Source organism: Shewanella sp. MF05960, from assembly GCF_050849305.1.
Classification (GTDB): Bacteria; Pseudomonadota; Gammaproteobacteria; order Enterobacterales; family Shewanellaceae; genus Shewanella.
This window is the reverse complement of sequence record NZ_JBOZPS010000001.1, coordinates 1-14,224: the sequence shown is the minus strand read 5'-3', so window position 1 is coordinate 14,224 and position 14,224 is coordinate 1. Positions and strand designations below refer to the sequence as shown.

Annotated in this window: 10 protein-coding genes; 6 read left to right on the top strand and 4 right to left on the bottom strand. The window is 44.1% G+C overall.

Translation table 11 applies throughout. The features are described from left to right. The first annotated feature begins 23 nt into the window (after nucleotides 1–23). A complete protein-coding gene (locus ACROAE_RS00050) occupies nucleotides 24–914 on the top strand; it encodes a choice-of-anchor H family protein (RefSeq protein ID WP_432398888.1) in 891 nt (296 codons plus the stop codon). 178 nt (nucleotides 915–1,092) lie between these two features. Further along, a complete protein-coding gene (locus ACROAE_RS00045) occupies nucleotides 1,093–1,770 on the top strand; it encodes an OmpA family protein (protein WP_432398887.1) in 678 nt (225 codons plus the stop codon). Between the two features lie 131 nt (nucleotides 1,771–1,901). Here ACROAE_RS00045 and ACROAE_RS00040 read toward each other — a convergent pair whose 3' ends face one another. Together ACROAE_RS00040 and xseA are read right to left on the bottom strand one after the other, a co-directional pair. Then, entirely contained in the window at nucleotides 1,902–2,615 is a 714-nt protein-coding gene (locus ACROAE_RS00040) for a hypothetical protein (RefSeq protein WP_432398886.1), read from the bottom strand. A 48-nt stretch (nucleotides 2,616–2,663) separates the two neighbouring features. Then, the gene (xseA, locus tag ACROAE_RS00035) at nucleotides 2,664–4,004 is read right to left on the bottom strand and encodes an exodeoxyribonuclease VII large subunit (protein ID WP_432398885.1); all 1,341 of its coding nucleotides are present in this window, start codon (nucleotides 4,002–4,004) and stop codon (nucleotides 2,664–2,666) included. Between the two features lie 118 nt (nucleotides 4,005–4,122). Between xseA and guaB the strand changes: the two genes are divergently transcribed. The 3 genes from guaB to tadA all read left to right on the top strand — a co-directional run bounded on the left by guaB (nucleotide 4,123) and on the right by tadA (nucleotide 7,984). Then, nucleotides 4,123–5,589 (top strand): IMP dehydrogenase, encoded by a 1,467-nt coding sequence (gene guaB, locus ACROAE_RS00030; protein WP_432398884.1) that lies wholly within the window; start codon nucleotides 4,123–4,125, stop codon nucleotides 5,587–5,589. 92 nt (nucleotides 5,590–5,681) lie between these two features. After that, nucleotides 5,682–7,259, top strand: a complete 1,578-nt coding sequence (gene guaA / locus ACROAE_RS00025; RefSeq protein ID WP_432398883.1) for a glutamine-hydrolyzing GMP synthase — start codon at nucleotides 5,682–5,684, stop codon at nucleotides 7,257–7,259. Nucleotides 7,260–7,456: 197 nt separating this feature from the next. Continuing rightward, nucleotides 7,457–7,984 (top strand): tRNA adenosine(34) deaminase TadA, encoded by a 528-nt coding sequence (gene tadA, locus ACROAE_RS00020; RefSeq protein WP_432399200.1) that lies wholly within the window; start codon nucleotides 7,457–7,459, stop codon nucleotides 7,982–7,984. Between the two features lie 24 nt (nucleotides 7,985–8,008). Here tadA and ACROAE_RS00015 read toward each other — a convergent pair whose 3' ends face one another. Then, nucleotides 8,009–8,203 (bottom strand): hypothetical protein, encoded by a 195-nt coding sequence (locus ACROAE_RS00015; RefSeq protein WP_432398881.1) that lies wholly within the window; start codon nucleotides 8,201–8,203, stop codon nucleotides 8,009–8,011. A 30-nt stretch (nucleotides 8,204–8,233) separates the two neighbouring features. Next, nucleotides 8,234–9,670 carry a membrane-bound lytic murein transglycosylase MltF gene (gene mltF / locus ACROAE_RS00010; RefSeq protein ID WP_432398880.1) on the bottom strand — a complete coding sequence of 479 codons (1,437 nt, stop codon included), beginning with the start codon at nucleotides 9,668–9,670 and terminating at the stop codon, nucleotides 8,234–8,236. 349 nt (nucleotides 9,671–10,019) lie between these two features. Here mltF and purL point away from each other — a divergent pair, with 349 nt between their 5' ends. Beyond that, nucleotides 10,020–13,901, top strand: a complete 3,882-nt coding sequence (purL, locus tag ACROAE_RS00005; RefSeq protein WP_432399199.1) for a phosphoribosylformylglycinamidine synthase — start codon at nucleotides 10,020–10,022, stop codon at nucleotides 13,899–13,901. Nucleotides 13,902–14,224 lie beyond the last annotated feature (323 nt).

Sequence of the window (14,224 nt, the reverse complement as noted above, 5' to 3'; positions counted from 1 at the left end):
ATTTAAGGTTGTGAGGAATCACCATGAACCAGCATTCAAATAACATAAACAACACTACATCATCGTTTAATACGGTTAAATTAGGATTAAGCTTATGTGTTGCATGTGCCTTAGGATTGAGTTCTGCCAGCGTATACAGTGCTGAAGTGCCAGCGGCCCAAATAAGTACAAAACAAGTGAGCGGTGCGATAAGCCAGGCAAGGCAATTAGAGATTCCGGCCACTACTGACAATAATGCAGAAACACGAGTGGCGCAGCTACATCAACAAGCCACGTTATTAACGGGTAATGCGCAAACCAGCCTTAAAGTCACCCGCGAACAACGTATGGCGGTACATCAAAAAGCCGCAGCGACTAAAGCCAGTCAGCAGCAACGTGCCTTGGCTCAGCAAAACCAGGTGATTTATTATGACTTTTCATTTTATGGCGCACAGTCGCGATTATTTGAAGATTACGATTACGACGGTTTTTATCAGACCTTTAGCGTGACCTTTGATGCCGATATCAACAGCAGTGGTGGTGATGTGCAAGCTGATGTATTTGCAGAATTATATTTAAGTCAAAATGGTGGCCCTTGGATCCATTATTACTCAACTGACGTATTCACCCTTAATGCCGATTCAAGCTTTGACGATTACGAAGTGCTAACGACGTTAGCGAACGGTTATCAAACCGATCATTATGACGTGTTAATCGATCTTTATGAGCTCGGTTATGCCGACCCTGTTGCCACGATTAGCAGTGATGATGTGGATGCATTGTATGCCCTGCCACTTGAAAGTAGCGACAGAGATGCGGTGTATGTTGAAGAAGTCTATACCGAAGAGGTTCATGCTGGCGCATTGTCATGGTTAAGTTTTAGCTTGCTCGGCGCTTTTGCCTGGTTCCGTCGCAGTTTTATGAACAAAAAATAACGTAATGATTGGTTGTGCATCAGGTAAACTTGAACTTTATGATGTAGCCATTTTTCGTTTTCATCAATCTTTCGTTTTCATCAAGAGTTTTTATTATTATCAAAAATGAGTCGTCAACCTTTGCTTGGGATAACCTTTTATCTCATCTTTTCCCCGGGCAAGGTCTTTAGGAGAGAGTATGTTAGTTAAGTTAAACACATCGTTGTTATGCAGTTCTTTAGTGGGTACAGCATTGTTGCTGTCAGGTTGTCAATTACCTAACCCTTACACCGGCGAGTCTGAAAATGCTAAAGCAACGAATGGCGCAATTATTGGTGCTATTGGCGGCGCTGCCATTGGTGTGGCCTCTGCAAGCAAAAAAGATCGCGGTAAAGGCGCACTGATTGGTGCTGCATCGGGTGCTGCTGTAGGCGGTGGTATTGGTTATTACATGGACGTACAAGAAGCGAAATTGCGTAAGCAGTTACAGTCTACTGGCGTCAGCGTGACTCGTAGTGGTGATAACATTATCCTTAACATGCCAAACGAAGTGACATTTGCCGTTGATCAAACGGTGTTAAGTGAACGCGCTAAGTCAGTATTAAACAGCGTAGTACTTGTGGCAAAAGAATATGACGACACGCGCTTAAACGTGATTGGTTATACCGACAGCTCAGGCTCTGACTCTTACAACTTACGCTTATCGCAAGTGCGAGCCAGTGAAGTGGCTCAATACATCACGAGCCAAAACGTAAATGGTTCACGCGTGTCATCAACCGGTATGGGCGAAGAAAGCCCTATTGCGAGCAATAATACTGCCGATGGCCGTGCGCAGAATCGTCGTGTTGAAATTGTATTAACACCGATTGGTAAGTAACTTTCTCACATCGTTGAGTAACGAATGAGTAAGTTAATTTACGACTTAAATGAAAGCCATCGAAAGATGGCTTTTTTGTTATCTATTTATCGCAGTTAAAGTTTTTTCTGAAAGAAATAAAAATGTTGAAGCTAATATTTCTTATATGTACCAGGGTAAACCGCATTGTAGAGCGATTTAAAGAAAATCAAAGCTATCCCAAATAAGCTGAATAAAAAGAATAAATACCCACGGCTATTGAAATCCCGTATTTTTGATTTCATGTCTCGATAACTGAGTAATGTGCTTTGATCCAATACCAGCAGATGAATAAGTCCATCTTGATGCCAAATCGATATTTGTGAGCCAGGCGTTAATGTTGCGGCAATCTTATTGCATGTTGAGGCGGGTAAGTTTGGGGCTAAAAATATTTCAGGATAAATTGAAACCACGACATCATAATACTCATCAATTTTACCTGTCTCCTCATCTTCCACTGTATCTTTACGACATGTTGCTTGATCGAGCACAGCAGTGTATTGATGAAGTTTACTGAAGTCGGTTACCCAATACTTTGATGCAATAAACGTAAAAGCAATGATATTGGATAATACATACAGCACCAGAAAAGTGATGCGCAATATTTTGTGGGTTTGAGTAAACTCGATAATCAGCTCTCGATGATCCCAGAAGCTGACATGATCGATCACGCTACTTTTTTCAACTTTGAGTTGGCCATTTTGTTTGCGGCGAGCTATTTCATCACATAATTGCTGATATCTTCCAGGAAATACTTGTTGATTAATCCGATATCGAGCATGTAACAGTTCAGCATTTTTGTATTTACGGTAATTAATTTTCTTCAAGCTAGTTCCTTTAGCGAATGCATATTTTCCTTGGCCTTGTATAGCGGATTATTTTAACGATATTTTGGTCACAGTCGAAGTGACACTTCCTTGTTTTAATCGAGTATGAATCACATCACCTTTATTCAATAGTTCGGCATTTTCGACAACCTGTTTGTTTGAGCTAGTGATTGAATAGCCTCGGCTCAATGTGGCCAGTGGGCTAACAGTATCAAGCTTATGGGCTGCTTGAGCTACGCGCAATGAGGCTTGCTTAAAGTAGTCGGTGCTGGCGTCGTTAAATCGCTCCGTGAGGTACTGCAAGCGTTGTGTTTCAAGCGTTAAGGTGTTGACTGGCGATCGCTGTTGTAAGCGATTGTTCAGTTGCTGGTGGCGCAACGTTAAACGGCTGAGTTTGTGTTGTAAGGCATGCTCTAAGCGCATCTGCATTTCATCAAAGCGCTGTTCAAATTGTTGCAGTTTTCGCTGTGGCTCATGGCGTTGAAGCTGGTGGGTTAATTGGGTTAAGCGACCATTTTGTTGCAACTGATAATGCTTCATGCTTTGTTGTAATCGGGCTAACAGTAATATCAGCTTTTCAGCTTTGTTACCTTTGTCTTTAGACAATAGCTCGGCGCCAGCTGATGGCGTCGGTGCACGCACATCGGCAACATAATCGCTTATAGTGGTGTCTATTTCATGGCCGACAGCACTAATTACCGGTAGGGCACTATTGTAAATTGCATGAGCTAGGTGCTCACTGTTAAAACACCATAAATCTTCTAACGAGCCGCCGCCACGAGTCAGTAGTAATACATCCACTTCAAGACGTTGGTTTGCCGTAGCAATGGCTTGGCAAATTAATTGGCTCGCGGCTGCACCTTGCACTTGGGTTGGATAAACAATCACTTCGATAGATGGGTCGCGTCTGGCTAATACGTGCAATATGTCTCGAAGCGCTGCGCCAGTGGCAGAGGTAATCACGCCAATGCGTTGAATATTGCTTGGAATAGGGCGCTTTGTTTCTGTGGCAAATAAACCTTCTGCAGCTAATTTAAGCTTTAATGCTTCAAATTCTTGTGCTAACAAGCCGTCGCCAGCAGGTAACATTGACTCGAGTAGCAATTGATAGTCGCCACGAGGCTCGTAAACGCTGATAGCGCCTTTAACTAAGACTTGTTGACCATTGACAGGTTTAAAGCGTACCGATTGATTACGGCCTTTAAACATCGCACAGCGAATTTGTGATTGGCTGTCTTTTAAAGTGAGATACCAATGGCCAGAACTTGGCGAGGAAAAGTTTGAAATTTCACCATTTAACCAGATTTTACCTATTTGACCTTCAAGAATATGCCTCACTTCGCCGTTTAATTGCGAAACGGTGTAAACATTGTTTTTTGTGGCACTCATGAATGTTCTCATTCTAACGGTAATAAAAATCTATTTTCCATTTACCAACTGCAATATGCAAGGTATAATCTCGCCGCAATATTTCACCTCAAATCCTACTTACTAGGGAGATGTTGCCATGCTACGTTTACTGAAAGATGCACTAACCTTTGATGATGTGTTGTTGGTTCCTGCCCACTCGACCGTACTCCCTAATACCGCTGTTCTCAAAACCCGTTTAACGACTAAAATCGAACTGAATATCCCATTAGTGTCTGCTGCTATGGATACAGTAACCGAGTCTCGTCTTGCAATTGCAATGGCGCAAGAAGGCGGTTTAGGTTTTATTCATAAAAACATGAGTATTGAGCAACAAGCCGAAGAAGTCCGCAAAGTTAAAAGCTATGAAGCAGGGATTGTTCAAGACCCTGTTACCGTCACTCCCGCGACAAGTTTAACTGACCTACGTGAATTAACTGAGCGAAATGGTTTTGCTGGTTACCCTGTGGTGAATGATGCACACGAACTTGTGGGTATTATTACAGGCCGCGACGTACGTTTTGTTACCGACTGGAGCAAAACTGTTGCCGACATGATGACGCCAAAAGATCGCCTTGTGACAGTAACCGAAGGCACCAAGTTAGATGAAGTGCAAAAGTTAATGCATTCTCATCGTATTGAAAAAGTCCTTGTGGTTGACAATAATTTTAAACTTAAAGGCCTTGTCACTGTAAAAGATTTCGAAAAAGCTGAGCGTAAGCCAAACGCCTGTAAAGACGAGTTAGGTCGTTTACGTGTTGGTGCCGCAGTTGGTGCTGGTCCTGGTAACGAAGAGCGTGTTGACGCCCTTGTTAAAGCCGGTGTTGACGTACTGTTGATCGACTCATCACATGGTCACTCAGAAGGTGTATTACAACGCATTCGTGACACCCGCGCTAAATACCCAGATTTACAAATTGTTGGCGGTAACGTTGCTACGGCTTCTGGCGCGCTAGCGTTAGTTGAAGCCGGTGTTAACGCGGTTAAAGTAGGGATCGGCCCTGGCTCAATCTGTACTACTCGTATTGTTACCGGCGTAGGTGTACCACAAATTACAGCCGTGTCTGATGCTGCTGAAGCGGTATTAGCGTTAGGTATCCCTGTGATTGCCGATGGTGGTATTCGTTATTCTGGTGACTTAGCTAAAGCATTAGCCGCAGGTGCATCATGCATTATGGCGGGTTCAATGTTTGCCGGTACTGAAGAAGCTCCTGGTGAGACTGAGCTTTATCAAGGCCGTGCGTATAAGTCATACCGTGGTATGGGTTCTCTTGGCGCAATGGGCCAAACTCAAGGTTCATCAGATCGTTATTTCCAAAGTGACAACGCCGCAGACAAATTAGTGCCTGAAGGCGTTGAAGGTCGCGTACCTTACAAAGGTAAGTTGAAAGAAATTATTCACCAGCACATGGGCGGTTTACGCTCATGCATGGGCTTAACCGGTTGTGCCACCATTAAAGATTTAAATGAAAAAGCACAGTTTGTAAGAGTCACTTCAGCTGGAATGGGTGAGTCACACGTACATGACGTGACCATTACCAAAGAAGCACCAAACTATCGTTCATAATTACGGCAAGGGCGACGTTTGTCGCCCTTTTGTTACTCGCATTATGGCCAATGTATTGGCCATGGCATTTAATCAATTTGTAAAGGTTACCCATGATTAATATTCATGATCATAAGATTTTGATCCTCGATTTTGGTTCTCAGTACACTCAACTTATTGCCCGTCGTATTCGTGAAATTGGCGTGTATTGTGAGTTATGGGCTTGGGATGTGAGCGAAGCTCAAATTCGTGAATTTGCACCGAACGGCATTATTTTAGCCGGCGGTCCTGAAAGCGTAACCGCTGATAATTCACCACGTGCACCTGAATACGTATTTAATGCTGGCGTGCCAGTGTTAGGCATTTGTTATGGCATGCAAACCATGTCAGAACAACTTGGCGGTAAAGTGATTCAAGGCGTTGGCGAAGGCGAGTTTGGCTATGCTCAAATCGAACTTCAAACCACGTCAGCATTGTTTAAAAGCATTGAAGATGCCGTAAGTGCAGATGGCAAGCCATTGCTTGATGTATGGATGAGCCACGGTGACAAGGTGTCTGTGATCCCAGAAGGCTTTGTGACCGTTGCTAAAACGGCCACCTGTCCGTTTGCCGCCATGGTCAACGAAGAAAAACGCTTTTACGGTGTACAATTTCACCCAGAAGTGACGCACACTCGCCAAGGTCAGCGTATGCTTGAGCATTTTGCGTTAGACATTTGTGAATGTGAAGCAAACTGGAAACCGTCATCAATTATTGAAGATGCGATTGAGCGTTTAAAGCAACAAATTGGTGATGACGAAGTAATTCTGGGTCTGTCTGGCGGTGTTGATTCATCGGTAGTGGCGATGCTATTGCACCGCGCCATTGGCGATAAGTTAACGTGTGTTTTTGTGGATAACGGCTTGTTGCGTTTAAACGAAGCAGAGCAAGTACTCGAAATGTTTGGCGATCACTTTGGACTCAATATTGTTCATGTCGATGCTGAAAATCGTTTCTTAGATGCGATGGCTGGCGAAGCTGAGCCTGAAGCTAAGCGCAAAATCATTGGTCGTGTATTTGTTGAAATCTTCGACGAAGAATCTAAAAAATGTGCAAATGCGAAATGGCTAGCTCAAGGAACTATTTATCCAGACGTTATTGAGTCTGCTGGTAGCGCCACAGGTAAAGCACATGTGATTAAGTCGCACCATAATGTGGGCGGTTTACCTGCTGATATGAAAATGGGCTTAGTTGAACCACTACGTGAATTATTTAAAGACGAAGTCCGTAAGATTGGTTTAGAACTAGGTCTGCCTTATAACATGCTTTATCGTCACCCGTTCCCAGGGCCAGGCCTTGGCGTGCGGGTACTTGGCGAAGTGAAAAAAGAGTACTGCGACCTGTTACGCCGTGCAGATGCTATTTTCATTGAAGAGCTGCATAAAGCCGATTTATACAATAAAGTCAGCCAGGCATTTACGGTGTTTTTACCGGTACGCTCGGTTGGTGTAATGGGTGATGGTCGTAAATATGATTGGGTTGTGTCGCTACGAGCTGTAGAAACAATCGACTTTATGACAGCGCATTGGGCCCATTTACCATACGACTTCTTAGGTCGCGTTTCAAACCGCATTATCAATGAAGTTGATGGTATATCTCGTGTGGTTTACGATATTTCAGGTAAGCCACCTGCCACTATCGAATGGGAATAACCCAACGGGGTTAATCTTGTGTAGAAGTTAAATAAAAAAGACGCTGCGGCGTCTTTTTTATTTGTTAGAATAGTCGAGTAGATCCCATGACTTAGGCTAATCGCGTGACAGATATTCCCAAGGCAGAGTGTGCCACTCAACTTGATCCCAATCTCTCTTCCTGTTCAGCTTCGCATGCGAATGCTAATCCAGAGGTTATCGATACACCTGTGAATGAAGCTCAACAGATTATTGATCGCCAATGGATGCGTTTGGCTATGCAGCTAGCTGAGCAAGCCGAGTTAAAAGGTGAAGTGCCTGTTGGGGCCGTGTTAGTTAAAGATGATGTCATGATTGCCAGTGGGTTTAATTTAAGCATTATCAATAACGACCCCACCGCCCACGCCGAAATGGAATGTATTCGCCAGGCAGGTAAGGTGCTTAATAATTACCGAATGTTAGACACGACTTTGTATGTGACACTTGAACCTTGCGCGATGTGCGCGGGCGCAATGGTCCACGGACGCATTAAGCGCGTGGTTTATGGCGCGGATGATTTAAAAACCGGTGCTGCGGGTAGCGTGATTGATTTACTGCAACATCCTGCGTTTAATCATCAATTAGCCGTGAGTGCAGGGGTGTTAGCCGATGAGTGTGCAGAGCAGTTAAGTGCATTTTTTAAGCGCAGGCGAGCCGAAAAAAAAGCCCTCAAACTGTTCGCTAAAAAGCAACAGGTTGAAGACTGATTTGTTTGAGCAGTTAATCGTTGATTAACTATCTGTTTGAACTAATAAAAAATGTGCGCGTTGACGGTTTTGAATGCGGTTTTTATGTACTTTTAGCATGACACGACGGCGTGACATGGTGTTGCTTATCGCTCTTCTTCTCATACCGATACCCTTTAAATCATGTTGCTGAATTAAATTGCTTAACAACGCCGCAAGTGAGCGCTGTTGATAAGCCATAGTATTTTTTCACACTTAACAATGCAATCGTTATGGCTGCTGAGCCGACACATTGGTATTAATTTGTACTTCTTCGGCAATCACTTCCATGCTGTCGCTTTCGTCGATCACTTCCATCTGTTTGGTTTGATTATCAACCCACACTAAAGTGTCGTAATAACGGCGAATACTGTCAACATAATGAACCGCTTCACTGCCTCTGGCATAACCATAACGGGTTTGTTTGTAATACTTTGACTGCTGTAACAGGGGTAAAACCTTTTTTACATCACGCCAGGCATTAGGATCTTTATCCATCGACTCGGTTAAGCGGCGAGCATCTTCAACATGACCTAATCCGATATTGTAAGCTGCTAATGCAAACCAAATTCTTTGTGATTCAGAAATGGTATCGGGTAAACGTTCCATCATATCTTTTAAATAAAATGCGCCGCCACGAATACTTTGTTCAGCATCCAAGCGGTTTTCAACGCCTACATAGGTTGCTGTAGGGCGGGTGAGCATCATCATCCCCCGTACACCGGTTCGCGAACGAGCCGTAGGGTTCCAATGTGATTCCTGGTAGCTCGCTGCGGCCAGTTTACGCCAATCTAATTCACCCGCGTGTTCTTCAAACATGCTGCGATACTCGGGCAAAATATTGTCAATCGCGCGGATAAATGCACGAGTATCAACATAATCAAAGCGTTTTACATGGCCAAAATATTTTTCGTTGAGGTGCTCTAACGTACCTGCTCGTTTTTCATTGTGCCAAAAAGCCAGCAGTTGACTCATTAAACGGTCACTGTCTTTTGGCGGTAATAACCAAACAACTTCGAGTTTTTCTTCCAAAATCATGCCTGCGCGTAACTCGGGTAAAAAACGTTGGTTGATTAATAAGCTATTTGAGTCTGAAATGGTGTAGTTCAATTCACCTTTGGCAACCAATGCAAACAACTCTTCGTTATCTTTGTCATTAACCTGGTTCCACATTAACTCTGGGTGATCTTTTTGTAATTGGGTTAAGGTATTTACCGATGATGAGTTCGCCATAACGGTAATTTCACCAGACAAGGTGCCAATGTCTTTGGGTTCTGGCGTGCCTTCTTTATAGACCAGAACCTGGTTGACTTTATATAGCGTAGGGCCAAGTTTAAACTGTTTACTGCGATTAGGGGTTTTGGCAATGCCTGCCGCAATAATATCGATATCATTATCTTTTAACGCTTTAAACAGTGCCTTACGATCGGTAAAAGGGATCATTTCTAACGGAACCGCTAGGTAATCGGCAAAACGTTGAGCCATTTCAAAATCAAAGCCGGTTTCACCTAACTCAGAATTGAGATATATCTGTGGTCCATAAAGCGTACCGACCTTAAGGACCGTACGTTTTTGCGCTGGCGCAGCAATATCCACCTGTTGAATATCAACTGGCTGACAGGCGCTGAGTATTGCGCAGAGTAAAATGACAAATAAGGTTTTAATCATATTTATTAACTGGTTATCTTAAGTTGTTCGTAAAACTCACGAGAGTAATAAGAGAAAAACGAGTGTAAATAGCCTTTAAATATGCAGGGGGATAGCGTTTTTTTTTGCGATACTTTATCAGGTGTTTTCCTAAACGCCTAGGCTTGTATGAATAAGCAGCAATATTTGATTGTTTTGTATTCAGATGTAAAGTCGTCATGCTATTCACTTTAGCATTATTATCATGGGATATTTTTCCTATCAGGAAACACTGTTTTCACCCGTGCTTGAAGGTGATTTGTATGGTGCAATTCCCTATAATGGCGCCAATTCTGACCCTCCTATATAAATTATAAGGTGAATAGACGTGATGGAAATCATTCGCGGAGCCCCAGCACTATCTGCATTTAGAGTTCAAAAACTCATGGAGGCTTGTGAAAACGCATCGCTTCCAGTGTCGCAAATTTATGCCGAATATGTGCATTTAGCCAATTTGACTGAACCACTCGATGAGAATGAACGTCTACAACTCGAAACTATTCTTACCTACGGCCCAGCGATTGAATCGCACGCTCCACAAGGTGCATTACTGTTTGTTACTCCTCGTCCTGGCACGATTTCTCCTTGGTCATCTAAAGCAACCGACATCGCTCAAAATTGTGGTTTAAATAAGGTAAAGCGTTTAGAGCGCGGTATTGCCTATTATGTTGAGTCAGTCACCTTAACAGCCGAGCAGCAAACACAATTACAAAGCTTATTGCACGACCGCATGGTTGAAGTCATGTTGCCAAGCTTTGATGACGCTCAAGTGTTATTTGCTCGCACAGAACCGGCTAAATTTAACAGCGTAAACATTTTGGCCGAAGGGCGCCGTGCGTTAGAAGTGGCGAATACGAAGTTAGGCTTAGCATTAGCAGATGATGAAATCGACTATTTAGTTGAAAACTTTGTTCGCTTAAATCGTAATCCCAACGACATCGAATTAATGATGTTTGCTCAAGCAAACTCAGAACATTGCCGTCATAAAATTTTTAACGCGGATTGGACAATCGATGGCGAAGTGCAGCCTAAATCATTGTTCAAAATGATTAAGAACACCTTTGAAGTGACGCCAGATTTTGTATTATCAGCTTATAAAGATAATGCTGCAGTAATGACAGGTTCGGTTGCAGGGCGTTTCTTTCCCGATCCTGATGGCGTTTACAATTACCATACAGAACCTATGCACGTGTTGATGAAAGTGGAAACCCACAATCACCCAACGGCAATCAGCCCATATCCAGGTGCAGCAACAGGTTCTGGCGGTGAAATTCGTGACGAAGGTGCGACGGGTCGTGGTTCTAAACCCAAAGCAGGTTTAAATGGTTTTACTGTGTCCAACCTTAAAATCCCGGGTTTTGTACAGCCATGGGAAGGTAATTACGGCAAACCTGATCGTATTGTCACCCCATTAGAAATTATGCTTGAAGGCCCATTAGGCGGCGCGGCATTTAATAACGAGTTTGGTCGTCCTGCTATTACCGGGTATTTCCGTACCTATGAGCAAGAAGTCTCGAGCCATAATGGTGTTGAAGTAAGGGGTTACCATAAGCCGATTATGATTGCGGGTGGTTTAGGTAACATCCGTGAAGAGCACGTGCAAAAAGGTGAAATCACTGTTGGCGCTAAGCTTATTGTGTTGGGCGGCCCAGCAATGAATATCGGATTGGGCGGCGGCGCAGCCTCTTCTATGGCATCTGGTCAATCGAGTGAAGATTTAGATTTTGCTTCTGTGCAACGTGAAAACCCTGAAATGGAACGTCGCTGCCAGGAAGTGATTGATCGCTGTTGGCAATTAGGCGACACCAACCCCATTCAATTTATTCATGACGTGGGTGCAGGCGGTTTATCAAACGCTTTCCCTGAATTGGTTAATGATGGTAATCGTGGCGGCGTGTTCAATTTACGTAACGTGCCTTCGGACGAACCTGGCATGAGCCCACTTGAAATTTGGTGTAACGAATCTCAAGAACGTTATGTGTTATCGGTTGCCCCAGAAAACCTGCAACAGTTTGCTGATATTTGTGCTCGTGAGCGTGCGCCATTTGCGGTTGTAGGTGAAGCCACAGAAGAGATGCATTTAACGCTTGCTGACAGTCACTTCAATAACAAGCCAATTGATTTACCGCTTGAAGTATTATTAGGTAAAGCGCCTAAAATGAGTCGTGATGTGGTGTCTGCTAAGGCAGTGTCACCCGCGTTGGATCAAACTAAAATTGAGCTAACTGAGGCAGTTAAACGCATTCTGACGTTACCAACCGTTGCTGACAAAACCTTTTTAATCACCATTGGCGATCGCTCTGTAACCGGTTTAGTTAATCGTGACCAAATGGTCGGTCCTTGGCAGGTACCTGTTGCAGATTGTGCAGTCACGGCATCAAGTTATGACAGCTACACCGGCGAAGCGATGTCGATGGGCGAGCGCACTCCGTTAGCGCTACTCGATTTTGATGCATCGGCTCGTATGGCTGTTGCTGAGTCGATTATGAACATTGCCGGTACCGATATTGGTTCGTTCAAAAGAATTAAATTATCGGCCAACTGGATGTCGCCAGCCGGTCACCCAGGTGAAGATGCCGGGCTTTATGAAGCCGTTAAAGCCATTGGGGAAGACTTATGTCCAGCCCTTGGCATTACCATTCCTGTTGGTAAAGACTCCATGTCGATGAAAACCGCATGGCAAGACAATGGCGTCAGTAAAACCGTGACATCGCCGATGTCGTTAGTCATCACAGCCTTTGGTATTGTGCAAGATATTCGTAAAACCGTCACACCAGAGCTTCGCTCAGATAAAGGTGATAGCGCATTATTGATGCTTGATTTGAGCAACGGTCAAAACCGTTTAGGTGGTTCATGTTTAGCGCAGGTTTACAGCGAGCTTGGCGATATTGCGCCAACACTGGATAACACGGCTAACCTAGCTGGCTTCTTTGAGGTTATGCAAAAGCTAGTATCAGACCAGGCGGTTATTGCTTATCACGATCGCAGTGACGGTGGGTTATTTACCACCCTAGTTGAAATGGCATTTGCCGGTAACACAGGGTTAACTATCGATTTAGCAGGCTTAAACGGCACTGATTTAGAGCGTTTGTTTAACGAAGAATTAGGCGCTGTAATCCAAGTTAGTGCAGCTCAAGCCGCTGACATTGCTAAGCAGTTTGAAGCTAAAGGTGTGAGCTGTCATCACATTGGTGGCTTACAAGCTGCAGATAAGATCAGCATTACTGATGGCAAACGCGTTATCTTTGCCGACACCCGCACTGCATTACGCACTTTGTGGTCTGAAACCACCTACCGCATGCAAGCGTTACGTGATAATCCAGAATGCGCTAAGCAAGAGTTTGACCTTAAACAGCAAGCTGATGCACCGGGCTTAACCGTCAAATTAGGCTTTAACCCGAGTGAAGATGTTGCCGCACCTTATATTTTAAAAGGCGCCGCGCCAAAAATGGCTATTTTACGTGAGCAGGGTGTTAACTCGCACATTGAAATGGCCGCAGCATTTGACCGCGCAGGCTTTGAAAGCCGTGACGTACACATGTCTGATATCTTATCGGGTCGTATCAGCTTAGAAGAATTCCAGGGCCTAGTGGCTTGTGGTGGTTTCTCTTATGGTGACGTACTTGGCGCCGGTGAAGGTTGGGCTAAGTCGATTTTATTTAACAGCCGTGCTCGTGACGAATTCAGCCGCTTCTTTGAACGTGATTCAAGCATTGCGCTTGGTGTGTGTAACGGTTGCCAGATGTTATCTAACTTAAAAGAAATCATCCCTGGCAGTGAACATTGGCCACATTTTGTGCGCAACCGTTCTGAGCGTTTTGAAGCACGCTTTAGTTTGGTTGAAGTACAACAAACACCGTCGGTATTCTTCGAGGGTATGGTCGGTTCACGCATGCCAATCGCGGTATCTCACGGTGAGGGTTTAGCAGAGTTTGCCAATGCCCAAGCGCTTGCCGCTGCCCAAGCGTCTGGCACAATTGCACTGCGTTATGTTGATGGTCACGGTAACATTGCAACACAGTACCCAGAAAATCCTAACGGTTCACCAGACGGTTTAACGGGTATTTGTACCATTGACGGTCGTGTCACCATCATGATGCCGCATCCAGAACGTGTATTTAGAACCGTTGCTAACTCATGGCACCCAGATGGTTGGGGCGAAGACAGTCCATGGATGCGCATGTTCCGTAACGCGCGAGTTAAGATTGGCTAAGGTTGAAGGCCAGCCCTTAAATCGGTTGGCTATCAGCTACAGTTTATAAATGACTGCTGTAAGCAACCGTTTGTAAATAAAAGCCTTCAAAAACAAATGGCGACTCAATTGAGTCGCCATTTTTATTGGTTTAATTTTGTATTTAATCAATAAGTAAATCAATAAGCCAAACAAAAAGCCCCACGGCATTAGGCTGTGGGGCTTAATTAGATGGTCCGCCTCACCCCTAAGCTAAACTTAGGGTAGGCTAATCAAAGAGGCGAAGCATCATGTCTACTATTAAAGTAATTGGGATCGATTTAGGCAAATCTTCTTTTCATCTT

Coding starts and splice junctions, on each gene's coding strand:
- ACROAE_RS00050 (WP_432398888.1), top strand. CDS start 24: ATGAACCAGCATTCAAATAACATAAACAACACTACATCATCGTTTAAT.
- ACROAE_RS00045 (WP_432398887.1), top strand. CDS start 1,093: ATGTTAGTTAAGTTAAACACATCGTTGTTATGCAGTTCTTTAGTGGGT.
- xseA (WP_432398885.1), bottom strand. CDS start 4,004: ATGAGTGCCACAAAAAACAATGTTTACACCGTTTCGCAATTAAACGGC.
- guaB (WP_432398884.1), top strand. CDS start 4,123: ATGCTACGTTTACTGAAAGATGCACTAACCTTTGATGATGTGTTGTTG.
- guaA (WP_432398883.1), top strand. CDS start 5,682: ATGATTAATATTCATGATCATAAGATTTTGATCCTCGATTTTGGTTCT.
- ACROAE_RS00015 (WP_432398881.1), bottom strand. CDS start 8,203: ATGGCTTATCAACAGCGCTCACTTGCGGCGTTGTTAAGCAATTTAATT.
- mltF (WP_432398880.1), bottom strand. CDS start 9,670: ATGATTAAAACCTTATTTGTCATTTTACTCTGCGCAATACTCAGCGCC.
- purL (WP_432399199.1), top strand. CDS start 10,020: ATGGAAATCATTCGCGGAGCCCCAGCACTATCTGCATTTAGAGTTCAA.